Below are 23,494 nucleotides of genomic sequence, written 5' to 3'. Positions count from 1 at the left end.
CTGTCACTGCTCCTGGGGCCGGGTGGTCGGGGGGAAGTCTGCGGTGTCCGTGGTGCGTACGGCCAGGGCCCGGTCCGGGCCGAGACGTACGACGACGTGGCGGCGCCAGTTCGTGTCGTCGCGGTCCGGGTGGTCCTCGCGCCAGTGGCAGCCGCGGGTCTCCTCGCGCAGCGCGGCGGCGGCGACCAGGGCGCGGGCGACGCACAGGAGGTTGGTGGTCTCCCAGCTGTCGACGCCGGGCTCGGCCGTCTTGCCGAGGTCGTCGAGGGCTTCGCGGGCCTCGGTGTGGAGCTGTCGGAGGCGGTCGGCGGCCCGCGTGAGGGAGGCGGCGGAGCGCAGCACTCCGGCGCCGTCCGTCATGATCCGCTGGATCCCGAAGCGGGCCTCCGGGGGGAGCAGGGGGTGCGCGGGCCGCTCGGGGGAGGCGATCGGGTGCGGCACGCGCGCGTGGAGGGCGCCTCCCGCGCGGGCCGCCGTGATGTCGGCGGCGATGCGCTCGGCGTAGACGAGGCCTTCGAGGAGGGAGTTGGAGGCCAGGCGGTTGGCGCCGTGCACGCCGGTGCAGGCGACCTCCCCGCACGCGTACAGGCCGGGGACCGTGGTGCGGCCGTGGGAGTCGGTGCGGACGCCCCCGGAGGCGTAGTGGGCGGCCGGGGCGACGGGGATGGGCTCGGTGACCGGGTCGATGCCGTGGGCGCGGCAGGCGGCGAGGATCGTCGGGAAGCGGTGCTCCCACATCTCGGCGCCGAAGTGGCGGGCGTCGAGGAACATGTGCTCGGCGTCCTGTTCCTGCATGCGACGCATGATGCCCTTGGCGACGATGTCGCGGGGGGCGAGTTCGGCCAGTTCGTGCTGTCCCTGCATGAAGCGCACGCCGTCGGCGTCGACCAGGTGGGCGCCCTCGCCGCGGACCGCCTCGGAGACGAGCGGCTGCTGGCCCTCGGCGTCCGCGCCCAGGAAGAGCACGGTGGGGTGGAACTGGACGAACTCCAGGTCGCTGACCTCGGCGCCCGCGCGCAGGGCGAGGGCGACGCCGTCGCCCGTGGAGACGGCGGGGTTCGTCGTCGCGGAGAAGACCTGGCCCATGCCGCCGGTGGCGAGGACCACGGCGGGGGCGTGGACCGCCCCGACGCCGTCGTGCCGGCCCTCGCCCATGACGTGCAGGGTGACGCCGGCGGTACGGCCGTCGGCGTCGGTGAGGAGGTCCAGGACGAGGGCGTTCTCGATGGTGCGCACGCCGCGCGCGCGGACCGCGTCCACGAGGGCGCGGGAGATCTCCGCGCCGGTCGCGTCGCCGCCGGCGTGGGCGATGCGGCGGCGGTGGTGGCCGCCCTCCCGGGTCAGTTCGAGGCCGCCGTCGGCGGACGCGTCGAACCGGGCGCCGGTGGCGATGAGGCGGCGTACGGCGTCGGGGCCCTCGGTGACGAGGATGCGGACCGCCTCCTCGTCGCACAGGCCGGCACCCGCGACCAGGGTGTCGTCCAGGTGCTGTCCGGGGGTGTCGCCCTCACCGAGGGCCGCGGCGATGCCACCCTGCGCCCAGCGGGTGGAGCCGTCGTCGAGGCGCGCCTTGGTGACGACGACGGTGCGCAGGCCGGCGGCCTCGCAGCGCAGGGCGGCGGTGAGGCCGGCGACGCCGGAGCCGACGACCACCACGTCCGCGGCGGTGGACCAGCCCGGGGCGGGCGCGTGCAGCCGCAGGCCCGTGCCGGTCACGACGCGGTTCCGAAGGTGAGGGGGATGTTGTCGATGAGCCGGGTCGTGCCGACGCGGGCGGCGACGGCGAGGACGGCCTCGCCGGTGAAGTCGTCGCCGATCTCGCTGAAGTCGGCGGGGTCGACGAGGGCCAGGTAGTCCAGTTCGAGCGGCGGGTCCAGGCGGGCGGCCTCGTCCAGGACCTGGCGGGCCGCCGCGCGGACGGCGGCCGGGCCGCTGGGGCCCGCCTGGGCGACGGCGTGCGCGTCGGCCGCCGCACGGGACTCCCCCATGGCGTCGAGCGCCTCGGCACGCGTGTGCGTGGAGGGCACCTCGCGGGCCCGCGCGCTCAGCGCCTCCTGCGCGGCGTGCCGGTCGCGGCCCGCGAACAGGGCCCGGGACAGGGACAGGGCCGTGCGCCGCTCCTGGGGCGAGAGGTAGCGGTTGCGGCTGGACAGGGCCAGGCCGTCCTCCTCGCGCACGGTGGGGACGCCGACGATCTCGACGCCGAAGTTCAGGTCCCGCACCATGCGGCGGATCAGGGCGAGCTGCTGGGCGTCCTTCTGGCCGAAGAACGCCACGTCGGGGCGGGTGAGGTGGAGCAGCTTGGCGACGACGGTGAGCATGCCGTCGAAGTGGCCGGGGCGGAAGGCGCCCTCCAGGCGCTCGCCCATGGCGCCCGCGTGGAGGGTGACCCGCGGCTTGCCGTCCGGGTAGACCTCGTCGGCGGAGGGCGCGAACACGATGTCCGCGCCCGCCTGCTCGGCGGTCCTCAGGTCGGCGTCGAGGGTGCGCGGATAGCGGTCGAGGTCCTCGCCCGCGCCGAACTGGAGCGGGTTGACGAAGACGGTGACGATCACGAAGCCCTCGCGGCCGACGTGCTCGCGGGCGGCCCGGACGAGGGTCGCGTGGCCCTCGTGCAGGGCGCCCATCGTCATGACGACGGCGGTGCGGCCCGGCACGGCGGAGTGCCCCAGGACGCGGTCCAGGTCGTCCACGGTCGGGACGAGTTCGAAGTCGGACTTCACGGTCGGTCTCCCCCGTTCTCGGGCGGCGTCGCTCCGTCGGCGAGGACGCCCAGCAGGTCTTCGGCCAGTTCGGGCCTGAGCAGCCCGTGGGCGAGCGCCCGGTCGGCGGTCGCGCGGGCCATCGCCAGGTAGCCGGCGACGGCCTGCGGGGCGTGCCGGCGCAATTCGGCGACGTGCGCGGCGACGGTGCCCGCGTCCCCGCGCGCGACGGGGCCGGTCAGGGCCGCGTCGCCGGAGCGCAGGGCGTTGTCCAGGGCGGCCCCGAGCAGCGGGCCGAGCATCCGGTCGGGGGCCGAGACCCCGGCGGTGCGCAGCAGCTCCAGGGACTGGGCGACCAGGGTGACCAGGTGGTTGGCGCCGAGGGCGAGCGCCGCGTGGTACAGCGGGCGCTTGTCCTCGTCGATCCACTCCGGCTCGCCGCCCATCTCGACGACGAGGGCCTCGGCGGCCAGCCGCAGCTCCTCGGGCGCGGTGACGCCGAACGAGCACCCGGCCAGGCGCTGCACGTCGACGGGGGTGCCGGTGAAGGTCATCGCCGGGTGCAGGGCCAGCGGCAGGGCGCCGGCGCGCAGGGCGGGGTCGAGCACCCTCGCGCCGTACCGCCCGGAGGTGTGCACCAGCAGCTGGCCCGGCCGTACGGCGCCGGTGTCGGCGAGCCCGGCCACGAGCCCGGGCAGGGCGTCGTCCGGGACGGTCAGCAGGACCAGTTCGGCGCGGTCCAGCACCTCGGCGGGCGGGACGAGGGGCACGTCGGGCAGCAGGGCCGCCGCGCGCCGCCTGGAGGCCTCGGAGACTCCGGAGGCGGCCACCGGGCGGTGCCCGGCGAGTTGGAGGGAGGCGGCCAGCGCGGGGCCCACGCGGCCGGCGCCGACGACGCCGACGGTGAGCCGCGCGGGGCGGTCCCTGGGATCTGGCTGTGAGGGTGTGTTCACGCGACGGCGGCCTTCCCGTTCCAGTCCGCTCCGGGTACCGGACGATTTCTCGTCATGTTAACGCGATCGGTTCGGGCGGCGTTCGGCCGTCCACGGGCTGCGGGGCTCCGGGCGGGGCGGGGCACGCGCGCGTGCCGCGGGCCCCGGGCCGGGTGGAGGACCCGGGTGACCACGCGGGGCGCCGCACGGCATGATCCGGGACATGAGCGATACGGCACGGCGGGACGGGCGGCGGACCGGGGACACGGACGGGGAGATGCCGGAGGGGGAGCGGCGCGAACGGCTCCGGGAGCGGCGCCTGGCCGCGCACCGCGGCGCGCGGCGGGTCCTCGCCCGCCCGGGGTCCCTCGGCACCCTGCGGGAGCGGCTGGCGCTGCTGGACGGGGCGGAGCGGCTGTACGACCTGGACGAGGCGGCGGACCGGTACGGCGACGGCGTCGTCGAGGCGGTGGAGGAGAGGACCGCCGCGTTGCTGGGCCTGGAGGCCGCCGCCTTCTTCCCGACGGGCACGATGGCCCAGCAGGTGGCCCTGCGGTGCTGGGCCGGCCGCACCGGCAGCCCGGTCGTCGCCCTGCACGCCCTCAGCCATCCCGAGGTGCACGAGCGGCATGCGTTCAGCCAGGTCAGCGGCTTGCGTCCGGTGCGGGTCACGAGCGCTCCCCGGCCGCCGACCGCCGACGAGGTCCGTGACCTCGAGGAGCCCTTCGGGACGCTGATGCTGGAGCTGCCCCTCAGGGACGCCGGGTACGTGCTGCCCTCCTGGGAGGAGCTCACCGCCGTGGTGGAGGCCGCGCGGGAGCGCGACGCGGTGGTCCACTTCGACGGGGCCCGCCTGTGGGAGTCCACCCTCCACTTCGGGCGGCCCCTGGAGGAGATCGCCGGCCTCGCGGACAGCGTGTACGTGTCGTTCTACAAGTCCCTCGACGGATTCGGCGGTGCCGCCCTCGCCGGTCCGCGCACGCTCGTGGAGGAGGCGAAGGCCTGGCGGCACCGCTACGGCGGCACGGTGTTCCAGCAGTTCCCGACGGCCCTGTCGGCGCTGGCCGGCCTGGAGCGGGAGCTGCCCCGGCTGCCGGAGTACGTCACCCACGCGCGCGTGGTGGCCGCCGCGCTGCGCGCGGGCCTCGCGGCGGCCGGGGTGCCGTGGGCGCGCGTGCACCCCGAGGTTCCGCACACCCACGAGTTCCAGGTCTGGCTGCCGTACGACGCCGACGCCGTCGCCCGGGCCGCCGTCCGGCAGGGCGAGGAGACGGGGACCCTGCTCTTCGCCCGGCCGTGGGAGACCGCCGGCCCGGGGCTGGCCAGGACCGAGGTCGGCGTGGGGGCCGAGGGGCTCGCGTGGACGGCCGCCGAGGTGGAGGCGGCGGCCGCCGACTTCGTCTCCCGGCTGCGCGAGGAGGCGGGCGAGCCGGAGGGCGGCCCCGAGGGCCCCGGGGGCCCCGGGGATCTCAGGGGGTAGAGCGCGGTCCCGGAGGCAGCCACCGGCCCAGGGCGAGCCGCAGCCGCCCTCGGGCCGGGCGCTCCGCCACGACCGCCCGGAACGCCCGGCGGTCGCGCCACGCGCGCACGACCCGCCGGTCGTGGACGCCGGGTGCGGGGGGCGCCGGCTCGCCGAGCTGCCGGGCGCGGTAGGTGTCGAGGACGTACTGCTGGGTGACGCTCATGGCGGGCTCGCCTCTCGGGTCGTGGGCTCGTGGGCTCGTGGGCTCGTGGGCTCGTGGGCTCGTGGGCTCGTGGGCTCGTGGGCTCGTGGGCTCGTGGGCTCGTGGGGAGGGTGTCGTGGGGCGGGGATTCGCGGGGCCCGTGGCGCGGGAAGGCCGAGGAGCTTGGGGCCGAGGCGGAGGGGTGAGGTCCGGAAGGTCCGCCGCGATCCCCGTGATCTCAGGGTCGGGCCAGGTCACGGCGCGTGTCGCGTCGGTTGGCAGGAGCCGTCAACCGACGCGTGCGCTGTCGGTGGCGGGGTGCACCATGAGGCCATGAGCGTGTGCATCGACATCACCGGGCTGCCGCCGGAGCGGATCCGTGTCGTCCCGTCGCCACTGGCCGAGCTGGGCATGGCGCTGCACGCGCTCAGCGAACCCGGCCACCACCCGGGTCTCCAGGGCTGGGCGACGTCGGTGACCGCGCGGCTGCGGCCCGACCTGGCCGACCGGCTGTGCGAGGCGGACTTCCTGTGGCGCACGACGTTCTCCGACGTCTTCGCCCCGTTCGCCGGCGTCCCCGGCCGCAGAGCGGTCCCGGGCGCCACGCTCGCCGAGGAACTCGACCTGCTGGACGAGCTGACCGACGAGCAGTTCGTGCTCGCGGCGCTGGAGTTCACCTGCCAGTTCCGCTACGACACCGCGGACGCGAGCCCGCTGCACGACGAGGCCGTGCGGCAGCGCGCGCTGGAACTCGCCCTGGCGCGCGGCACCCTCCAGGAGCGGTTCACCCGGCGGCTGCTCCAGGACCCGCCCGCCGTGCGCGCCTGGTTCCGGCAGCTGGTGGAGGACTGCGAGGAGGCGTTCTTCGCGGACATCTGGGCCCGGGTCCAGCCGCAGCTGGCGGCGGACGCCCGGCACAAGGGCGAACTGCTGCGCCGCAAGGGCCTGGCGGAGGCCCTCGCCGCGGTGTCCCCGGCCGTCGCGCTGGACGACGGGTCCGGGGTGATCACCGTGGACAAGCTGACCGTGGGCCGTACGGCCACCGGCGACGGCGGGCTCGTCCTCGTCCCCACCAGCCTGGGCTGGCCGCACGTGATGGTCCTGCACCGGCCCGGGTGGCAGCCCGCCATCACCTACCCCGTCAGCGGCTCCGGCCCGCAGGCGCCCTCCGTGGAGCAGCTCGCCCTCCGCCTGGAGGCGCTGGCCCACCCGGTGCGGATGCGGCTCTGCCGCCACCTGGCCCGCGCTCCCTACACCACCAGCGAACTGGCGGACGCGCACGGCATGTCGGCACCCGAGATATCCCGGCACCTGGGCGTGCTGAAGAAGGCCGGGCTGATCACGACCCGGCGCCGCGGCCGCTACGCGCAGCACCAGCTGGAACTGCCGGCGGTGGTCCGGCTGGGCAGCGACTTCATCGAGGGCGTCCTGCGCTGACCGGGCCGTGCGCGGCGCCGCCCGGTCGAACCGGACGCGGCGCGGGCCGGCTCCGGTCCGCGGGCGGCCGCGGCGGGCGGGCCGTCAGCCGTGCCCCCCGGCCCGCACCAGCCCCGTCTCGTACGCCATGACCACCACCTGCACCCGGTCCCTGAGGCCCAGCTTGGTCAGGATGCGGCCCACGTGCGTCTTCACGGTCGCCTCCGACAGCACCAGCCGGGCCGCGATCTCGCCGTTGGACAGGCCCTGGGCCACCAGCATCGTCACCTCCCGCTCCCGCTCGGTGAGCCGCCGGAGCTCCTCGTGCTGCGGTTCCTTGGCGGTGCCGGGCAGCATCGGCGCGAAGCGGTCGAGGAGGCGGCGGGTGGTCGAGGGGGCCACCACCGCGTCGCCGCTGTGCACGGCGCGGATCGCGGCGAGCAGTTCACCGGGCGGCACGTCCTTGAGCATGAAGCCGGAGGCGCCCGCCTTCAGCGCCGAGAAGGCGTACTCGTCGAGGTCGAAGGTGGTCAGGATCAGCACCTTCGGCGCGTCGGGGTCCGCGCAGACACGGCGGGTGGCCTCCACGCCGTCCAGCTTGGGCATGCGGACGTCCATCAGCACCACGTCGACGGGGGTCGTCTCCAGGACCCGGATGGCCTCGACGCCGTCCCCGGCCTCCGCCACGACCTCCATGTCCGGCTGGGCGGCGAGCACCATCCGGAACCCGGTGCGCAGCAGCACCTGGTCGTCGACGAGCATCACGCGGATCGTCATGAGGGCCTCTTCCGTGTCCGTCTGCCGGGGGCACCGGGGTTGTCACAGGTGTCGACGCGGTGCGTGCGCACGCGTCAGTGCGCGGGTTTGAGCGGGAGCAGCGCGCTGATGCGGAATCCTCCGCCCGGTCGCGGGCCGGCGTCCAGCGTGCCGCCGACCATGCCGATCCGTTCGCGCATGCCGATCAGGCCGTGGCCCTGGCCGTCGAGGCCGCCCTGCTCGTACAGCTCGTGCGGGGCGCCCTTGCCGTCGTCCTCCACCAGCAGGCCGAGCCCGTCGTCGAAGTAGACCAGGCGCACGCTGGCGCGCGCGTCCGGTCCGCCGTGCTTGCGGGTGTTGGTGAGCGCCTCCTGCACGATGCGGTACGCGGTCAGCTCCACGCCGCTGGGCAGCGGGCGCGGGGTGCCCTCGATCCTGAAGTCGACCGGCAGGCCGGATCCGCGGCACTGCTCGACCAGGTCCTCGATCTGCCGGACGTCGGGCTGCGGGACGTACTCGCCGCTCTCCTGGTGCTCGCCGGTGCGCAGCACGCCGAGCAGGCGGCGCATCTCGGCGAGGGCCTGGCGGCCGGTGGAGGAGATGGTCTCCAGCGCCTTCCTCGCCTGGTCGGGCGCGGTGTCGAGGACGTAGGCGGCGCCGTCGGCCTGCACCACCATCACGGAGACGTTGTGGGCGACGACGTCGTGCAGTTCGCGGGCGATGCGGGCGCGTTCGGCGGCGACCGCGACCTTCGCCTGCGCCTCGCGCTCCTTCTCCAGCCGGGCGGCGCGCTCCTCCAGCTGCGTGAAGTAGGCGCGGCGCGTGCGCATGGAGTCGCCGAGCACCCACGCGAGGGCGAAGGGGACGGTCTGGAAGACCGCCCCGGCGATGTTGTTGGCGACGCCGACGTCGTCGTTGTACCAGCGCACCTGCGCCACCGACGCCGCGCACAGGCCCGTCGCCAGCGCCAGCCGGGAGGCCCAGTGGGCGCCGACCGCGGCCACGGTGTAGACGATCACCAGGAAGGCGAAGTCGGCGACCATCGTCTCGACGTCCAGCACCAGCTGCGCCAGGCCCAGCCCGATGGCCAGCACCAGCATCTTCTCCGGCATCCGGCGGCGCAGCGCGACGACCAGGCACAGCAGCACGGCGACCGGGAGGACCCGCAGCGGCGCGTCGGTGCCCTGGGCCGCCTGCCGGCCCGCCTCCCCCATCACGGTGATCCCGAACAGGACGAAGGCCCAGAAACCGTCGACCCCGGTCGGGTGCCTGCGGATGAAGTCGTAGAGGCGCTGCACGTAACCCAGCGTAGGGAAGGGCCAGGTGCGCGGGGGTCAACCGGAGGGCCGATCCCCGGTGGGCCCGTGTACTCCGCAAGGTGGAGGGGCCGTTCCCTTGTGCGCTTAGCCTGGGCCGATGATGCCGGTGACAGCAGGGACGAGTGGTACGGACGAGTGGCGGGGGTGGCGTGCGGCGGCGTGGGACGCGCTGTACGGGCCGCGGGGGTTCTACCGCCGGCCGGAGGGGCCCGCGGGGCACTTCCGTACGTCCGTGCACGCCTCGCGGCTGTTCGCGCGGGCGGTGGCGCGGCTGCTGTGCCGCGTCGACGAGGCGCTGGGGCGGCCCGCGCGACTGGACTTCGTGGACATGGCGGCCGGGCGGGGCGAGCTGGTCACCGGCGTCCTCGCCGAGCTGCCCGCCGAGGTGGCCGCCCGCACGCGCGCGTACGCCGTCGAGCTCGCCGGCCGGCCCGACGGGCTCGATCACCGCGTCGAGTGGCTCGCGGAGCCGCCGCGGGGGGTCACGGGGCTGCTGTTCGCCAACGAGTGGCTGGACAACGTACCGGTGGAGGTCGCGGAGACGGACGCGGCGGGCGTGGCGCGGCGGGTCCTCGTCCGGGCCGACGGGACCGAGCGGCTCGGGGAGCCGGTGACCGGCGCGGACGCGGAGTGGCTCCGGCGGTGGTGGCCGCTGTCGGCCGGGACGGAGTCGGTCGAGGAGGGAGCGGCCGGGGCCGGCCCGGTCGAGGAGGGGCTGCGGGCCGAGATCGGGCTGCCCCGGGACGAGGCGTGGGCGTCCGCCGTCGGGACGCTCGGCCGGGGACTGGCGGTGGCCGTCGACTACGCGCACACGCGGGAGGCCCGCCCGCCCTTCGGGACGCTCACCGGCTTCCGGGAGGGGCGGGAGACGGCGCCCGTGCCGGACGGGTCGTGCGACATCACGGCGCACGTCGCCCTGGACGCGTGCGCGGCGGCGTGCGCGCTCCCCGGCGCCCGCCTGCTCCCCCAGCGCGAGGCCCTGCCCGCCCTCGGGATCACCGGCGTGCGCCCCCCGCTCACGCTCGCCTCCACCGACCCCGCCGGGTACGTCCGCGCCCTCGCGAGCGCCGGAGAGGCCGCCGAGCTCACCGCGCCCGGCGGGCTGGGCGACTTCGTGTGGCTGCTCCAGCCGGTGGGGATCCCGGACGTGCTCGCGCCCTGAGACGCCACCGCCCCGCGGGGCCCGGCCCGCGCCCGGGGGTCCGCCCGCCCTACTTGTCGATGTCCCCCACCACGAAGAACATCGACCCCAGGATCGCCACCATGTCCGCGACCAGCGTCCCGGGCAGCAGCTCCGTCAGGGTCTGGACGTTGTTGTACGAGGCCGAGCGCAGCTTCAGCCGGTACGGGGTCTTGTCGCCCTTGCTGACCAGGTAGTAGCCGTTGATGCCGAGCGGGTTCTCGGTCCACGCGTAGGTGTGGCCCTCGGGCGCCTTCAGCACCTTCGGGAGCCGCTGGTTGATCGGCCCGGGCGGCAGCTCGGCGAGCCGGTCCAGGCAGGCGTCGGCCAGGTCGAGGGCGTTGTGCGTCTGCTCCAGCAGGCACTCGAAGCGGGCGAGGCAGTCGCCCTCCTGCCGGGTGACCACCTTCAGGGTGTCCTGGAGTTCGCCGTACGCGAGGTACGGCTCGTCGCGCCGCAGGTCGAAGTCGACGCCGGAGGCGCGCGCGATCGGCCCGCTCACCCCGTAGGCGTGCACGGTCCCGGGTGCGAGCGTGCCCACGCCGCGCGTGCGCCCCCGGAAGATCTCGTTGCCGAGGACGAGGTCGTCGAAGACGTCCATGCGGGAGCGGACGGCGGACACGGCGGCACGCGCGCGTGCGGTCCATCCGGCCGGCAGGTCCTCCTTGAGGCCGCCGACGCGGTTGAACATGTAGTGCATACGGCCGCCGGAGACCTCCTCCATGACGTTCTGGAGGGTCTCGCGCTCCCGGAACGCGTAGAAGACCGGCGTGATGCCGCCCAGCTCCAAGGGGTAGGAGCCGAGGAACATCAGGTGGTTGAGCACCCGGTTCAGCTCGGCGAGCAGCGTCCGGGTCCACACCGCGCGCGGGGGGACCTCCATGCCGAGCATCCGCTCCACGGCGATGACCACACCCAGCTCGTTGGAGAACGCCGAGAGCCAGTCGTGGCGGTTGGCGAGCACGATGATCTGGCGGTAGTCGCGTGCCTCGAACAGCTTCTCCGCACCGCGGTGCATGTAGCCGATCACGGGCTCCGCGCGGATGATGCGCTCGCCGTCCAGAACCAGCCGCAGCCGCAGCACCCCGTGCGTGGACGGGTGCTGGGGCCCGATGTTCAGCACCATGTCGGTGCTCTCCGCGGCGCCGCCGATACCGACCATGGTCTCCGTCGTAGGAGTCATGGGAACAGTCTCCCCTACGTACGCTGGCTCCATGGAGACGGGGAGCCCGGACGGCACGGGGACGGCGGCGGAGAGCGAGCCGGTGTGGACCGGCCTGCCGTCCGGTCTGCTGCGGATGAGGCGCCTGCTGCTGGTGGTGTGGCTGGGGGCGTCGGCTCTCGGTCTCGGCGTGCTCCTGTGGTGGCTCGCCGGCCCGGCGTGGGCGGCGTTCGCGCTGCTGCCGCTCGCCCCGGCGGCCTGGGGCTGGGTGATGCTGGAGCGCAACTGGCGGTCCTGGCGGTACGCCGAGCGCGCCGACGACCTGCTGATCAGCCGGGGCGTGCTGTGGCGGCAGGAGACCGTCGTGCCGTACGGGCGGATGCAGCTGGTGGAGGTCACCTCCGGGCCGGTCGAGCGGCGCTTCGGGCTGGCCGGCGTGCAGCTGCACACCGCCGCCGCCGCGACCGACGCGACCATCCCGGGCCTGGACCCGGCCGAGGCGGAACGGCTCCGCGACCGGCTCACCGAGCTGGGCGAGGCACGATCGGCGGGGCTGTGACGACGAGGGGCCCGGAGGGCGAGGACGCGGGGGAGACACCGCGGGCGCGGCCGGAGGCACCCGGGGCGGCGCGGGGGCGCGCGGCCGAGCGGCGGCTGCACCCCGTCACGCCGCTCAGGCGGGCGTGGGCGCCGGTCGCCGTACTCGTCGGCTGGGCCGCGCACGACCCCGACGGAGCGCAGCGCCAGCTGACCCGGCTCACCACGGCCACGCTGCTGGCCGGCCTCGCCGTCCTCCTGCCCGCCGCCGCCCTGTACGGCTTCCTGAGCTGGTGGTTCACGCGCTTCGCGGTGACCGACACGGAACTGCGCGTCCGGACCGGGCTGCTGTTCCGGCGCACCGCGCACATCCGGCTGGAACGCATCCAGGCCGTCGACGTGACCCAGCCCCTGCTCGCGCGGGTCGCGGGGGTGGCCAAGCTGAAACTCGACGTCATAGGAACCGGCAAGAAGGACGAGCTCGCGTTCCTCGGCGCCGGCGAGGCACGGGCGCTCCGTGCCGAACTGCTCGCCCGGGCCGCCGGTTTCGCCCCCGAGACCGCCCACGAGGTCGGCGAGGCCCCGTCCACGCGGCTGCTGCGCGTGCCGCCCGGCGTCCTCGCCGTCTCGCTGCTGCTGACCGGCGCGACCTGGGGCATGCTGGCCGCCGCCGTCGCCGTACCGGCCCTGCTGTGGGTGGCCACCCACAACCTGTGGACGGTCCTCGCGACCGCCCTGCCGCTGGCGGGCGCGGCGGGCGCGCGCAGCGTGGGGCGGTTCGTCGGCGACTACGACTGGACGGTCGCCGAGTCCCCGGACGGGCTGCGCCTGGACCACGGGCTGCTCGACCGGACCCACGAGACGGTGCCGCCGGGCAGGGTGCAGACCGTGCGGATCGTCGAACCGCTGCTGTGGCGGCGGTGGAGGTCCCCCGGCTCGAACGGCGCCGGGAGCGGGGGAGGCTGGGTGCGGGTGGAGCTGGACGTGGCCGGCTCGTCCAACTCCGTGCTGCTGCCGGTCGCCCCGCGCGAGATCGCCGAATCCGTGATCGCGCGCGTGCTGCCCGGCGTGACCGTCCCGCCCCGGTCGTCGCTGTCCCGTCCGCCGCGGCGGGCCGGCTGGTGCCGGCCGCTGTGGTGGCGCGGTTACGGGCTCGTCGTCACCGACGCCGTGTTCGCCGCCCGGCACGGGCTGCTGCGGCGCAGCCTGGCACTGGTGCCGCACGCCAAGGTGCAGAGCGTCCGCCTGACGCAGGGGCCGTGGCAGCGGGCACGAGGGGTCGCCCACGTCCGTGTGGACACGGGGGCGAACAGGACCGTCACCGCGCGGCTGCGCGACGCCGGGGAGGCGGCGGAGCTGCTGCGGGCGCAGGCGGAGCGGTCGCGGACGGGGCGGCGGGACGCGCGGCCGGACCGGTGGATGGCCCCGTAGGCCCCGCGCGCCCGCGGGGGCCGTGCGGCCCCCGCGCGCCCGCCGACGGTCAGGACGCGGCGGTCCTGAGCCCCTGGACGTCGATCTGTTCGGTCTCGTCGTGTGCCGTCAGGTCGATGACCCGGCCCTCCTGCGGCGGCTGGGCGCCCTCCCGCTCCGGCCCCTCCCCGGCCCCGGTCCCGTGCAGTGCGAGGGCCTCCTGGCCGACGATGTCGGCGAGGTCCTCGTCCTGGACGGCCTCCAGGGCGCTGGGCGACGCCGCCCGCGCTCCCGGCCGCGTCCGTGCCTGCGGCTCCGGCTGCGACTGCGGTTCCGGCTGCCGCTCCGACTGCGGTTCCGGCTGCGGTTTCCTGCTCTTGGTGCCGAAGAAGTCGAAGCCGTCCCCGGCCGCCGGGCGCCGCGCGGGAGCGGGCGGTACGACGGCCGCCGCGGCCGGCACCGCGAAGTGCCCGGCGGGCTGCCGCGGGGCGGGCCCGGCCTGGGACGCGGGAGCCTCGTGCCGGTGACCGGGCGCCTGCGCGGAACCGGTCACCGCGTCCGTGCTCGTGCCTGTGGCCGTGGCCGCGGCCGTGGACTCCGCTGCCGCCTCGGCACCGGAACCGGCGCCGTGATCGGCACCGCCGCCGCCCCCGTCGCCACCGCCGGGCGCCGCCGCACCACCGAGCCGGGACAGCGCCACGCTCGCCCGCAGGAACAGCCGGGCACCCTCCGGGGAGAAGACGCCGGGGGTCCCCGGCTCCTCGCCGGCGGCGCGGGCGGACCGGGCGCCGCCCGCCTGCGGTGCCCGCACCGCCGTCTCCAGGGCGCGCGCCGGGGACGCGGCCCTGTTCTCCAGCAGCCTGCGGCCCTCCAGCGCACCGGCGCGTTCGGTCTCCGCCGTGGCGTAGCGCCGCAGCAGGGCGGCGTGTTCGTTGCGCAGCGCCTGCAGTTCCGCCCGCTTGGCGCGCAACCGCCGCTCCAGGCGGGCCCGCATCGCGCGCGACTCCTCCAGGTCGCTCTCCAGTTCGGCGACGCGTTCCTCGTGGCGCCACTCGTCGCTCGCACGCGCGCGCGTGAGCTCGGCGACGCGCCTGCCCGCCTGCACGTCCCAGTGGCGCATGACGAACGCGCCGGTGATCGCCGTCACCGCGGCGACCGCGGCCAGCGGGCGGAGCACCATCGGTTCGCCGAACACCCAGGGACCCAGGGCGCAGACGAGGGAGACGCCTGCGATCGCCGACGGCGGAAGCATTCTGTGCAAGGGAGGGGAATGACGGTGACGTCCACGTGGCATGGCCAGAAACTTACCGCGCGTAGGTGTTTCTTGGCTCCCCGCCCCGTAAAAACACGGACGGTTCCGGGGGGTTCACGCGGCATCAGGAATCAACACACCGACCGGACGGCCGAATTCAATCAAGATCATTTTCAATGGCCGTTCAACCGTCCGCCCATCCACTGCGACGCCGGGGGAATCTCCCGCCGCCAGGTATTGAAGTTCCGGCCGCCCCTTTCGGGGATGTCCGAGGATGATCGACGGGATCCGTGTCCGCCCGTCGCCCTCACCGCCTCCATGAACTCCAGCGTGTCCTCGTGGCCGGACTCGCCGCTCCCGCTGCCGGTGACGAGCGGTGAGGCGTCCGGCGCGGGCGCGTGTTCCGGGTACCCCCGCGGGTCCGCCCGATTCCCGAGTTCCCCGTCCCCCGGAAGAGATCGCCGGTGGTCGGATCGACCGGTGCCTCGCAGTACGCGGGCGGGCCGGCTCCGGCGGCGTAGGTGCCGGGATGGCGCGGGGCCGGTTTCGGCGCGCGGTAACCACCCGTGGAATTGCCGATGACACCCCGGCTTCCGGGCTCGCGGCCCACCCGGTAGCGGGCGAGAGTACGGCACCGGGAAGGCCCCTGGCGAGGAACGACTCCGTCCGCGGGCCGCCCGGGACGTCCACGCGCTCGGTGTCCCTCGGCGGCGCCACCGCCGGCCGCGGCATCGCCGGGATCACCGGCCGCGCACGGCCGCTCCCGGCCGGGTCCAGTGCCGTGCCCGGGTGGTCCGGCTCGCCCACCAGCGCCTCGGCCGTCCCCGGGCAGCCGGTGAGGACGCCAGCAGCGGGGAACGCGCGGGTGCGGTACCGCGGCCGGAAGCACTCCGGCGGCAGGCAGACGCGGGCGGGCGCGGCGATGCGGGTCGTACGGCCCACGATCCCCACCTCCCGGACCTGCCCGCCGGTCCCCGGCCGGGATCCGCCCGGCGCCCGGCCGCGCACCGGCCCGCACCGTGCCGGCCACCCACTGGGCCTACGCTGAACACATGAACAACCAGACCGGCCGCCGCCACGTGGCGGGCCTGCCCGCATGGGACCGCTGCGCGGTCATGGGGGTCGTGAACGTGACTCCCGACTCCTTCTCCGACGGCGGTCGGTGGTTCGACACGACGGCCGCCGTCAAGCACGGCCTCGACCTGGTCGCCGGGGGCGCGGACCTCGTCGACGTCGGCGGCGAGTCGACCCGCCCCGGCGCCACCCGCGTCGACGAGGCGGAGGAGCTCCGGCGGGTCGTCCCCGTCGTCCGCGGGCTGGCCTCCGAGGGCGTCACGGTCTCCGTCGACACCATGCGCGCCTCGGTCGCCGAGCAGGCCCTCGCGGCCGGCGGCGTCCTCGTCAACGACGTCAGCGGTGGTCTCGCCGACCCCCGGATGCTCCCGGTCGTCGCGGACGCCGGCGCCCCCTTCGTGGTCATGCACTGGCGCGGTTTCCTGGAGGGCGGCAACGTCCGGGGCGTGTACGACGACGTGGTCGGCGAGGTCGTCGGCGAGCTGCACGCGCGCGTGGAGGCCGTCCTGGAAGGCGGTGTCGCCGCCGACCGGATCGTCGTCGACCCCGGTCTCGGCTTCTCCAAGGACGCCGACCACGACCTGGCGCTCCTCGCCCGCCTCGACCGCCTGCTGGGCCTCGGCCACCCGCTGCTGGTCGCCGCCTCCCGCAAGCGGTTCCTCGGCCGGATCCTCGCCGGTCCGGAGGGCTCCGTGCCGCCCGCGCGGGAGCGCGACGCGGCCACGGCCGCCGTCTCCGCCCTCGCGGCCCACGCCGGCGCGTGGGCGGTGCGGGTGCACGAGGTGCGTGCGACGGCGGACGCGGTGCGGGTCGCCCGCGCCGTCGAGGGGGCGCGGGCCGCGACGGACGGCGCGGGAGCTGGCGCCGGCGCAGAAGGAGCCCGGTGAGCGCCCCCACCGACGTCGAGCAGGTCGAGGCCGCCAACACCGCCTTCTACGAGGCGGTGGAGCGGGGCGACTTCGAAGAGGTGTCCTCGCTCTGGCTCGCCCCGTCCGACCTGGGCGTCGACGAGACGTACCACGACCCGGCGGATACCGGCGTGATCTCCTGCGTGCACCCCGGCTGGCCGGTCCTGACCGGCCGCGGCGAGGTCCTGCGGTCGTACGCGCTGATCATGGCGAACACCGACTACATCCAGTTCTTCCTCACCGACGTGCACGTCTCCGTCACCGGCGACACCGCCGTGGTGACCTGCAGCGAGAACATCCTCAGCGGCGGCCCCGCCCCGGCCGACGGCGACGAGCTCGGCCCGCTCGTCGGCCAGCTCGTGGTCGCCACCAACGTGTTCCGGCGCACGCCCTCCGGCTGGAAGCTCTGGTCGCACCACGCCTCGCCCGTGCTGGCCGAGAACGGCGAGGACGAAGCGGAGGACACCCCCTCCTGAGCGGGTAGACAGCCCACAGGAACGGAACCGGCCGGAAGCGGACCCGCCCCGCCGGGGCCGGCCGGAGCGAGGGAGGGAACGAGGAAGGGGCGGAAAGCGGGGACGCGGGAGAGGAGGGAAGTGGCCGGCATCACGGACCACCGGCAAGGGCGGTCACCAGCCCGTGAGCCACCGGGTTCTCCCGGGCGAACACCGGGTGAAACCTCCCGGCGACCGCGTCGGCCCGCACCCCCGCGGCCCGGTGCTGTCGGTGTTCGCGGGTAGATTCGACCCCAGGCCGGTGTGCCGCCCGCACGCGGCACCGGCCGGCCGAGACCGACGACTGCAGGAGTGATTCGCGTGGATCGTGTCGCGCTGCGCGGCCTGAAGGCCCGCGGGCACCACGGTGTGTTCCCCAAGGAGCGCGAAGAGGGCCAGACCTTCATCGTGGACCTCGTCCTCGCCGTGGACACCCGGTCGGCCGCGGCCGACGACGACCTGGCGAAGACCGTGCACTACGGCATCGTGGCCGAGGAGGTCGTGGCCGCCGTGGAGGGCGAGCCCGTCAATCTCATCGAGACGCTCGCCGAGCGCATCGCACAGGTCTGCCTGAAGCACGAGGCCGTGCGGGAGGTCGAGGTCTGCGTCCACAAGCCGGACGCGCCGATCACCGTGCCCTTCGACGACGTGACCGTCACCATCACCCGGAGCCGCGTATGACCGCCTCGTTCCCCGGGGGTCCTAGCGACCCGACCGTCCAGCCGGTGCCCGCCTCCGTCGTCGAGAAGGTCGACGCCGCCGACACCACCCTGCACAACCCCAAGCGGGCCGTGATCTCCCTCGGTTCCAACCTCGGCAACCGCCTGGAGACCCTCCAGGGCGCCGTCGACGCGCTGGAGGACACCCCGGGCGTGCGCGTCAAGGCGGTCTCCCCGGTGTACGAGACGGAGCCGTGGGGCGTGGAGCCCGGCAGTCAGCCCTCGTACTTCAACGCGGTCGTGGTCCTCAAGACGACGCTGCCCCCCTCCTCCCTGCTGGAGCGGGCACAGGCCGTCGAGGAGGCCTTCCACCGGGTCCGGGACGAGCGCTGGGGCGCCCGCACCCTCGACGTCGACATCGTCGCGTACGCCGACGTCGTCTCCGACGACCCGCACCTCACCCTCCCCCACCCCCGCGCCCACGAACGCGCCTTCGTCCTCGCCCCCTGGCACGATCTGGACCCCGCCGCCCGATTGCCCGGCCGCGGACCGGTCGCCGATCTCCTGGAGGCGGTCACCCGGGACGGCGTCACGCTCCGCGAGGACCTGGAACTCCGGCTGCCGGAGTAGCCGTTAAGGTCGACAGCGCCGAGGGCGCCGGGACGGCCGTCGTCCGGACCACCGGCGTACCGGCGACCGCCGGGAGACCGGCCCGGACATCCGGGGATTGCGAAAGGACACCGTGAGAGAGCTGCGCATCAGGGTGCTGGCCGGCGTCTTCGTCGTCGCCGGCGTCCTGTCCTGGGCCGGCGCCCGCCTGTGGAACTCGGTCGGCACGCTCCCCAGCGTCCCGCTGGCCGCCCCCGTCGTCCTCGCCCTGATCGCCGTGGTCCTGCTGGCCACGGCGCTCTCGCTGCGCACCCGCCTGAGGGCCCAGCGCGAGCGCCGCCCCGGCGCCAAGGGCGTCGACCCCCTGATGGCGGCCCGCGCGGTCGTCTTCGGCCAGGCCAGCGCGCTGGTCGCCGCCCTCGTCGCCGGCGTCTACGGCGGCACGGGCGTCTTCCTGCTGGAGTCCCTCGACGTCCCGGCCCGCCGCGACCAGGCCGTCTACTCCGGCTTCTCGGTCCTGGCGGCCGTCGGCGTGATAGCGGCGGCCGTCTTCCTGGAGCGGGTGTGCAGGCTCCCGGAGGACGACGAGGACGACGGCGGCCCGGGGGCGGCACCGGCGGCCTGAGCCACGGGCACGCGCCTCACCCGCGTCAGCGGGCCATGATCAGGCTCATCGCCTCGTTGCGCGTGGCCGCGTCCCGCAGCTGGCCGCGCACCGCCGACGTTATGGTCTTCGCGCCGGGCTTGCGGATACCGCGCATCGACATGCACATGTGCTCGCACTCCACGACGACGATGACACCGCGCGGCTCCAGGATCTCCATCAGGGAGTCCGCGATCTGCGTGGTGAGCCGTTCCTGCACCTGCGGCCGGCGGGCGTAGACGTCCACGAGCCGGGCCAGCTTGGACAGGCCGGTGATCTTTCCGCTGGTGGACGGGATGTACCCGACGTGCGCCACGCCCCGGAACGGGACCAGGTGGTGCTCGCAGGTGCTGTAGACCTCGATGTCCTTCACGAGCACCATCTCGTCGTGCCCGATGTCGAACGTCGTCGTCAGCACGTCCTCGGGCTTCTGCCACAGCCCCGCGAAGATCTCCTTGTACGCCCGTGCCACCCGTGCCGGCGTCTCCCGCAGCCCCTCCCGGTCCGGGTCCTCGCCGACCGCGATCAGCAACTCACGGACGGCGTTCTCGGCCCGCTTCTCGTCGAACTCGCCGATCTGGCCCTCGCCGTCCAGGGTCACGGGGTCGGTCATGTGGTGCCTCGTTCCTGTCTGTCTCACGTGCTGGCGTACGGGAATGCCGCGCCCCCCAGGCTAGAACCTGGGGGGCGCGGCATACATTCCGGGCCCGACGGGCCCCCGCGCGGGGGCCGCGATCAGCTCTCCGGGCGGTCCTCCGGGGCTCCCTCGGGGGCCGGAGCGGGCTCCGCCGCGGTGCTCTTGGCGGTGATCGACGCCGTCGCGCCGTTGGCCCCGTTGGTCAGTGCCAGCTCCTTCGGGGAGAGCACCGGCGGGCGGGTGGACGGCGTGCGGCGCGAGGATCCGGTCCAGGCGGGCCTCGGCGGGCGCTTGACGATCGGGGCGAAGATCTCGGCGATCTCCTCCTTGCCCAGGGTCTCCTTCTCCAGCAGGGCGAGGACGAGGTTGTCGAGGACGTCGCGGTTCTCGACCAGGATCTCCCAGGCCTCGTTGTGCGCCGTCTCGATGAGCTTCTTGACCTCTTCGTCGACCAGCGCGGCGACCTCTTCCGAGTAGTCGCGCTGGTGAGCCATCTCACGGCCGAGGAACGGCTCGGTGTTGTCCCCGCCGAACTTGATCGCGCCGAGCCGCTCGGTCATGCCGTACTGCGTGACCATCGCGCGGGCCAGGTTGGTGGCCTTCTCGATGTCGTTGGCGGCACCGGTGGTCGGGTCGTGGAAGACGAGCTCCTCGGCCGCCCGGCCGCCCAGCATGTAGGCGAGCTGGTCCAGCATCTCGTTGCGGGTCGTGGAGTACTTGTCCTCGTCCGGCAGGACCATCGTGTAGCCGAGGGCCCGGCCGCGCGACAGGATCGTGATCTTGTGGACGGGGTCGGAGTTGGGCGAGGCCGCCGCGACCAGGGCGTGACCGCCCTCGTGGTACGCGGTGATCTTCTTCTCCTTGTCCGACATGATCCGGGTCCGCTTCTGCGGGCCCGCGACCACGCGGTCGATCGCCTCGTCCAGCATCTTGTTGTCGATCAGCTTCTGGTCGCTGCGGGCCGTCAGCAGGGCGGCCTCGTTCAGGACGTTGGCCAGGTCGGCGCCGGTCATGCCGGGCGTACGGCGGGCGACGGCCGACAGGTCGACGTCGGGCGCGACCGGCTTGCCCTTCTGGTGGACCTTGAGGATCTCCAGACGGCCCTGCATGTCCGGGCGGTCGACGGCGATCTGCCGGTCGAAGCGGCCGGGGCGCAGGAGGGCCGGGTCGAGGATGTCGGGCCGGTTGGTGGCCGCGATCAGGATGACGCCGCCCTTGACGTCGAAGCCGTCCATCTCGACGAGCAGCTGGTTCAGGGTCTGCTCGCGCTCGTCGTGGCCGCCGCCGAGGCCGGCGCCGCGGTGGCGGCCGACCGCGTCGATCTCGTCGACGAAGACGATCGCCGGGGCGTTGGCCTTGGCCTGCTCGAACAGGTCACGGACCCGGGAGGCGCCGACACCGACGAACATCTCGACGAAGTCGGAACCGGAGATCGAGTAGAACGGCACGCCCGCCTCGCCCGCGACGGCACGCGCGAGCAGGGTCTTGCCGGTGCCGGGCGGGCCGTAGAGCAGGACGCCCTTGGGGATCTTGGCGCCGACGGCCTGGAACTTCGCCGGTTCCTGGAGGAACTCCTTGATCTCCTGGAGCTCCTCGACGGCCTCGTCGGAGCCCGCGACGTCCGCGAACGTCGTCTTCGGGGTGTCCTTGGTGATGAGCTTCGCCTTGGACTTCCCGAAGTTCATCACCCGGGAGCCGCCGCCCTGCATCTGGTTCATCAGGAACAGGAAGATGACCACGATGAGGACGAAGGGGAGCAGGGTGATCAGGAGCCCGACGAACGGGTTCTGCTTGGACGGCGACACCGTGTAGCCGTCGGGGATCTGCTTGTCCTGGTACTTGGTCTGCAGCGTGCTGGCGATGGTGACGCCCTGGTCGCCGATGTAGCTCGCCTGGATCTTCGAGCTGCCCTCGACCTTCACGCCGTCCTTGAGCTGAACCTTGATGTTCTGCTCGTCACCGGTGGTCAGCTTGGCCGACTCGACCTTGTTCTGGTTGATCGCCTGGACGACCTGGCCCGTGTCCACCGTCTTGTAACCGCCGGACGAGCCGACGACCTGCATCAACACGACCACGGCAAGGACGGCCAGCACGATCCACATGACCGGCCCACGGAAGTATCGCTTCACGTCCATCCATACGGAGCGGTGCCGCCCCGTCCCTCCTGCCATAGTGAGTTTGATAAAGACTGTTCTTCGGACGGTACCCCAGCACGGTCCCCTTCAGCCGCACGGGACGGCCGGCGTTCCCGTCCACGCATGCTCCAACGGCGCGGGAACCGCAAGGGTTCCCGATCACCGCGGGCCTCCCGGCTACGGGGGCTCAGCCGCCGTAGACGTGGGGCGCGAGCGTACCGACGAACGGGAGGTTGCGGTACTTCTCGGCGTAGTCGAGGCCGTAGCCGACGACGAACTCGTTGGGGATGTCGAAGCCGACCCACTCGACGTCGATGGCGACCTTGGCGGCCTCGGGCTTGCGCAGCAGCGTGCACACCTTCAGGGAGGCGGGCTCGCGCGAGCCGAGGTTGGAGATCAGCCAGGACAGGGTCAGGCCGGAGTCGATGATGTCCTCGACGATCAGGACGTGCTTGCCCTTGATGTCGGTGTCGAGGTCCTTGAGGATCCGCACGACGCCGGAGGACTGGGTGCCCGCGCCGTAGGAGGACACGGCCATCCAGTCCATGGTGACCGGGGTGGACACGGCGCGGGCGAGGTCGGCCATGACCATGACGGCGCCCTTGAGGACGCCGACCAGGAGCAGGTCCTTGCCCTCGTACTCCGCGTCGATCTTCGCGGCCAGCTCGGCCAGCTTCGCGTCGATCTCTTCCTTGCTGATGAGCACCTGCTGGAGGTCGGCACCCATGTCTTTCGCGTCCACCCGCATCACTTTCGGTCGTCCCGCTCCGTCGGCCGGTCCGGCGCGCTGCCACTGCCCGCCCGGGCGGGCAGTGGGCGGGGCCGGATCTCAGCCTTGCCGAATCACCAGTCTGCCACCCTGGCGCTGGGCGACGACCTTCCCGGGCAGGTTGATGGCCCCCTGGCCGCGCCAGGCGGTGATCAGCCGGTCGACTTCCTCGATGTGGCGGGCGAAGAGCGAGCCGGCGGGGGCGCCGGCCTCGATGGCGGCACGGCGCAGGATCCGGCGGCGCACGGCGGACGGGAGGGCGTAGAGCTTGGCGCACTCCAGCAGGCCGGACGCGTCGCGGACGCCCGCCTCGGCCTGGCGGGCCCAGGCGTCGAGGGCGTCGGCGTCGTCGCGGGAGAGCCGGGCCGTGCGGGCGAGTGCCTCGACGATGCCCTTGCCGAGGGCCTTCTCCAGGGCGGGCAGGCCCTCGTGGCGCAGCCGGGAGCGGGTGTAGGCGGGGTCGGCGTTGTGCGGGTCGTCCCACACCGGCAGGGACTGGACCATGCAGGCCCTGCGGGCGGTCTGCCGGTCGATGTGGAGGAAGGGCCGCCGGTAACGGCCGCCGGCCCCCGAGACCTCAGCCATGCCCGACAGGGAGCGGATGCCGGAGCCGCGGGCGAGGCCGAGCAGGACGGTCTCGGCCTGGTCGTCGCGGGTGTGGCCGAGCAGGACGGCCGCGGCGCCGTGGCGTTCGGCGGCGGCGTCCAGGGCGGCGTAGCGGGCGTCGCGGGCGGCGGCCTCGGGCCCTCCGTCGCGGCCGACGGTCACGGCGGTGGACTCGACGGGGTCCAGGCCGAGCCCGCGCAGGCGCAGGGCGACTTCGGCGGCGCGCAGGTCGGAGCCGGGCTGCAGGCCGTGGTCGACGGTGACGCCGCCGGCCCGGATGCCGAGCCTGGGGGCCTCGAAGGCGAGGGCGGAGGCGAGTGCCATGGAGTCGGCTCCGCCGGAGCACGCCACGAGGACGAGCGGCGGCGCGGGGCGCTCGTGCGCGGAGGCGTCCGCGGTTGCCGGGAGGCTTTCCCGGGGAGCCTCTCGCGGAAGGGGCGTCGTGGTGCCGGTGGTGCTGCCGTGTCCGACGGCGCTGTCGCCGCCGGTGGCGCTGCCGTGTTCGGTGAGGATGTCGTGGAGGACGCGGCGGACCGCCAGGCGTATCGCCGCGACCGCAGGATGGGGACCCATGTCCGGTGCCCTTCAGGATGGTTTCGGGGGGTGAACCCGAGCTCGGTCACGCAGAGT

At 74.4% G+C, this 23,494-nt stretch carries 22 protein-coding genes; 10 read left to right on the top strand and 12 right to left on the bottom strand.

Annotated features, from left to right (window positions below; all coding sequences use genetic code 11):
• Nucleotides 1-3 precede the first annotated feature (3 nt).
• From ACSU6Z_RS16220 to ACSU6Z_RS16210, 3 genes are read right to left on the bottom strand one after another with little or no spacing between them, the layout of a single operon-like run.
• A complete protein-coding gene (locus ACSU6Z_RS16220; RefSeq protein WP_437046394.1) occupies nucleotides 4-1,716 on the bottom strand; it encodes an L-aspartate oxidase in 1,713 nt (570 codons plus the stop codon).
• Complete coding sequence (gene panC, locus ACSU6Z_RS16215) at nucleotides 1,713-2,693, bottom strand: pantoate--beta-alanine ligase (RefSeq protein WP_437050338.1); 981 nt, start codon at nucleotides 2,691-2,693, stop codon at nucleotides 1,713-1,715. The genes ACSU6Z_RS16220 and panC overlap by 4 nt, the downstream gene beginning before the upstream one ends.
• Before the next feature lie 26 nt (nucleotides 2,694-2,719).
• Nucleotides 2,720-3,655 (bottom strand): Rossmann-like and DUF2520 domain-containing protein, encoded by a 936-nt coding sequence (locus tag ACSU6Z_RS16210; RefSeq protein ID WP_437046392.1) that lies wholly within the window; start codon nucleotides 3,653-3,655, stop codon nucleotides 2,720-2,722.
• Nucleotides 3,656-3,857: 202 nt separating this feature from the next.
• On the opposite strand from ACSU6Z_RS16210, the gene ACSU6Z_RS16205 reads away from it, so the two are divergent.
• On the top strand, nucleotides 3,858-5,114 hold the full coding sequence (locus ACSU6Z_RS16205) for a threonine aldolase family protein (RefSeq protein ID WP_437046390.1): 1,257 nt from the start codon (nucleotides 3,858-3,860) through the stop codon (nucleotides 5,112-5,114).
• Here the strand turns inward: ACSU6Z_RS16205 and ACSU6Z_RS16200 are convergent.
• Nucleotides 5,104-5,319, bottom strand: a complete 216-nt coding sequence (locus tag ACSU6Z_RS16200; protein ID WP_437046388.1) for a hypothetical protein — start codon at nucleotides 5,317-5,319, stop codon at nucleotides 5,104-5,106. The genes ACSU6Z_RS16205 and ACSU6Z_RS16200 overlap by 11 nt on opposite strands.
• Nucleotides 5,320-5,631: 312 nt before the next feature.
• Here ACSU6Z_RS16200 and ACSU6Z_RS16195 point away from each other — a divergent pair, with 312 nt between their 5' ends.
• The gene (locus tag ACSU6Z_RS16195; RefSeq protein ID WP_437046386.1) at nucleotides 5,632-6,735 is read left to right on the top strand and encodes a DUF5937 family protein; all 1,104 of its coding nucleotides are present in this window, start codon (nucleotides 5,632-5,634) and stop codon (nucleotides 6,733-6,735) included.
• 84 nt (nucleotides 6,736-6,819) lie between these two features.
• Here the strand turns inward: ACSU6Z_RS16195 and ACSU6Z_RS16190 are convergent, their stop codons facing one another.
• Together ACSU6Z_RS16190 and ACSU6Z_RS16185 are read right to left on the bottom strand one after the other, a co-directional pair.
• Entirely contained in the window at nucleotides 6,820-7,491 is a 672-nt protein-coding gene (locus ACSU6Z_RS16190) for a response regulator (protein WP_437046384.1), read from the bottom strand.
• A gap of 74 nt (nucleotides 7,492-7,565) precedes the next feature.
• Nucleotides 7,566-8,768 carry a sensor histidine kinase gene (locus ACSU6Z_RS16185; protein ID WP_437046382.1) on the bottom strand — a complete coding sequence of 401 codons (1,203 nt, stop codon included), beginning with the start codon at nucleotides 8,766-8,768 and terminating at the stop codon, nucleotides 7,566-7,568.
• Between the two features lie 118 nt (nucleotides 8,769-8,886).
• Between ACSU6Z_RS16185 and ACSU6Z_RS16180 the strand changes: the two genes are divergently transcribed.
• The gene (locus tag ACSU6Z_RS16180; protein ID WP_437046380.1) at nucleotides 8,887-9,951 is read left to right on the top strand and encodes an SAM-dependent methyltransferase; all 1,065 of its coding nucleotides are present in this window, start codon (nucleotides 8,887-8,889) and stop codon (nucleotides 9,949-9,951) included.
• A gap of 49 nt (nucleotides 9,952-10,000) precedes the next feature.
• Here the strand turns inward: ACSU6Z_RS16180 and ACSU6Z_RS16175 are convergent, their stop codons facing one another.
• Complete coding sequence (locus ACSU6Z_RS16175; RefSeq protein ID WP_437046379.1) at nucleotides 10,001-11,152, bottom strand: NADH-quinone oxidoreductase subunit D; 1,152 nt, start codon at nucleotides 11,150-11,152, stop codon at nucleotides 10,001-10,003.
• 31 nt (nucleotides 11,153-11,183) lie between these two features.
• On the opposite strand from ACSU6Z_RS16175, the gene ACSU6Z_RS16170 reads away from it, so the two are divergent.
• Together ACSU6Z_RS16170 and ACSU6Z_RS16165 are read left to right on the top strand one after the other, a co-directional pair.
• Nucleotides 11,184-11,690, top strand: a complete 507-nt coding sequence (locus ACSU6Z_RS16170; protein WP_437046377.1) for a PH domain-containing protein — start codon at nucleotides 11,184-11,186, stop codon at nucleotides 11,688-11,690.
• A 95-nt stretch (nucleotides 11,691-11,785) separates the two neighbouring features.
• The gene (locus ACSU6Z_RS16165; RefSeq protein WP_437050337.1) at nucleotides 11,786-13,099 is read left to right on the top strand and encodes a PH domain-containing protein; all 1,314 of its coding nucleotides are present in this window, start codon (nucleotides 11,786-11,788) and stop codon (nucleotides 13,097-13,099) included.
• A 49-nt stretch (nucleotides 13,100-13,148) separates the two neighbouring features.
• Here the strand turns inward: ACSU6Z_RS16165 and ACSU6Z_RS16160 are convergent, their stop codons facing one another.
• Nucleotides 13,149-14,330 (bottom strand): hypothetical protein, encoded by a 1,182-nt coding sequence (locus ACSU6Z_RS16160; protein ID WP_437046376.1) that lies wholly within the window; start codon nucleotides 14,328-14,330, stop codon nucleotides 13,149-13,151.
• A 1,052-nt stretch (nucleotides 14,331-15,382) separates the two neighbouring features.
• Here ACSU6Z_RS16160 and folP point away from each other — a divergent pair.
• From folP to ACSU6Z_RS16135, 5 genes are all read left to right on the top strand, one after another.
• On the top strand, nucleotides 15,383-16,291 hold the full coding sequence (folP, locus tag ACSU6Z_RS16155; RefSeq protein WP_437046374.1) for a dihydropteroate synthase: 909 nt from the start codon (nucleotides 15,383-15,385) through the stop codon (nucleotides 16,289-16,291).
• Nucleotides 16,288-16,788: a nuclear transport factor 2 family protein gene (locus tag ACSU6Z_RS16150; protein ID WP_437046373.1), complete on the top strand. Its 501-nt coding sequence runs from the start codon at nucleotides 16,288-16,290 to the stop codon at nucleotides 16,786-16,788. Before folP ends, ACSU6Z_RS16150 begins: the two co-directional genes overlap by 4 nt.
• A 339-nt stretch (nucleotides 16,789-17,127) precedes the next feature.
• Nucleotides 17,128-17,487: a dihydroneopterin aldolase gene (gene folB / locus ACSU6Z_RS16145; RefSeq protein ID WP_437046371.1), complete on the top strand. Its 360-nt coding sequence runs from the start codon at nucleotides 17,128-17,130 to the stop codon at nucleotides 17,485-17,487.
• Nucleotides 17,484-18,095, top strand: a complete 612-nt coding sequence (gene folK / locus ACSU6Z_RS16140; RefSeq protein ID WP_437046369.1) for a 2-amino-4-hydroxy-6-hydroxymethyldihydropteridine diphosphokinase — start codon at nucleotides 17,484-17,486, stop codon at nucleotides 18,093-18,095. The genes folB and folK overlap by 4 nt, the downstream gene beginning before the upstream one ends.
• A gap of 112 nt (nucleotides 18,096-18,207) precedes the next feature.
• Entirely contained in the window at nucleotides 18,208-18,699 is a 492-nt protein-coding gene (locus ACSU6Z_RS16135; RefSeq protein WP_437046367.1) for a DUF3180 domain-containing protein, read from the top strand.
• 25 nt (nucleotides 18,700-18,724) lie between these two features.
• On the opposite strand, the gene folE is transcribed toward ACSU6Z_RS16135, so the two are convergent.
• From folE to tilS, 4 genes are all read right to left on the bottom strand, one after another.
• On the bottom strand, nucleotides 18,725-19,330 hold the full coding sequence (gene folE, locus ACSU6Z_RS16130; protein ID WP_437046365.1) for a GTP cyclohydrolase I FolE: 606 nt from the start codon (nucleotides 19,328-19,330) through the stop codon (nucleotides 18,725-18,727).
• A 122-nt stretch (nucleotides 19,331-19,452) separates the two neighbouring features.
• A complete protein-coding gene (gene ftsH, locus ACSU6Z_RS16125; protein ID WP_437046363.1) occupies nucleotides 19,453-21,489 on the bottom strand; it encodes an ATP-dependent zinc metalloprotease FtsH in 2,037 nt (678 codons plus the stop codon).
• 187 nt (nucleotides 21,490-21,676) lie between these two features.
• A complete protein-coding gene (gene hpt / locus ACSU6Z_RS16120) occupies nucleotides 21,677-22,237 on the bottom strand; it encodes a hypoxanthine phosphoribosyltransferase (protein ID WP_358780130.1) in 561 nt (186 codons plus the stop codon).
• Nucleotides 22,238-22,318: 81 nt separating this feature from the next.
• Entirely contained in the window at nucleotides 22,319-23,437 is a 1,119-nt protein-coding gene (gene tilS, locus ACSU6Z_RS16115) for a tRNA lysidine(34) synthetase TilS (RefSeq protein ID WP_437046361.1), read from the bottom strand.
• Nucleotides 23,438-23,494: the final 57 nt, after the last annotated feature.

The sequence above is a fragment of the Streptomyces sp. enrichment culture genome (assembly GCF_964273145.1).
Lineage (GTDB): Bacteria > Actinomycetota > Actinomycetes > Streptomycetales > Streptomycetaceae > Streptomyces.
Note: the sequence above shows the minus strand (reverse complement) of the source record. Positions and strands in the feature narration are given on the sequence as shown.

What these genes read in the sequence shown, in the direction of transcription:
- ACSU6Z_RS16190 (WP_437046384.1), bottom strand. Translation starts at nt 7,491, where the DNA reads ATGACGATCCGCGTGATGCTCGTCGACGACCAGGTGCTGCTGCGCACC.
- ACSU6Z_RS16175 (WP_437046379.1), bottom strand. Translation starts at nt 11,152, where the DNA reads ATGACTCCTACGACGGAGACCATGGTCGGTATCGGCGGCGCCGCGGAG.
- hpt (WP_358780130.1), bottom strand. Translation starts at nt 22,237, where the DNA reads ATGCGGGTGGACGCGAAAGACATGGGTGCCGACCTCCAGCAGGTGCTC.
- folK (WP_437046369.1), top strand. Translation starts at nt 17,484, where the DNA reads ATGACCGCCTCGTTCCCCGGGGGTCCTAGCGACCCGACCGTCCAGCCG.
- ACSU6Z_RS16180 (WP_437046380.1), top strand. Translation starts at nt 8,887, where the DNA reads ATGATGCCGGTGACAGCAGGGACGAGTGGTACGGACGAGTGGCGGGGG.
- ftsH (WP_437046363.1), bottom strand. Translation starts at nt 21,489, where the DNA reads ATGGACGTGAAGCGATACTTCCGTGGGCCGGTCATGTGGATCGTGCTG.
- folE (WP_437046365.1), bottom strand. Translation starts at nt 19,330, where the DNA reads ATGACCGACCCCGTGACCCTGGACGGCGAGGGCCAGATCGGCGAGTTC.
- ACSU6Z_RS16205 (WP_437046390.1), top strand. Translation starts at nt 3,858, where the DNA reads ATGAGCGATACGGCACGGCGGGACGGGCGGCGGACCGGGGACACGGAC.
- ACSU6Z_RS16160 (WP_437046376.1), bottom strand. Translation starts at nt 14,330, where the DNA reads ATGCTTCCGCCGTCGGCGATCGCAGGCGTCTCCCTCGTCTGCGCCCTG.
- ACSU6Z_RS16200 (WP_437046388.1), bottom strand. Translation starts at nt 5,319, where the DNA reads ATGAGCGTCACCCAGCAGTACGTCCTCGACACCTACCGCGCCCGGCAG.
- tilS (WP_437046361.1), bottom strand. Translation starts at nt 23,437, where the DNA reads ATGGGTCCCCATCCTGCGGTCGCGGCGATACGCCTGGCGGTCCGCCGC.
- folP (WP_437046374.1), top strand. Translation starts at nt 15,383, where the DNA reads ATGAACAACCAGACCGGCCGCCGCCACGTGGCGGGCCTGCCCGCATGG.
- ACSU6Z_RS16170 (WP_437046377.1), top strand. Translation starts at nt 11,184, where the DNA reads ATGGAGACGGGGAGCCCGGACGGCACGGGGACGGCGGCGGAGAGCGAG.
- ACSU6Z_RS16195 (WP_437046386.1), top strand. Translation starts at nt 5,632, where the DNA reads ATGAGCGTGTGCATCGACATCACCGGGCTGCCGCCGGAGCGGATCCGT.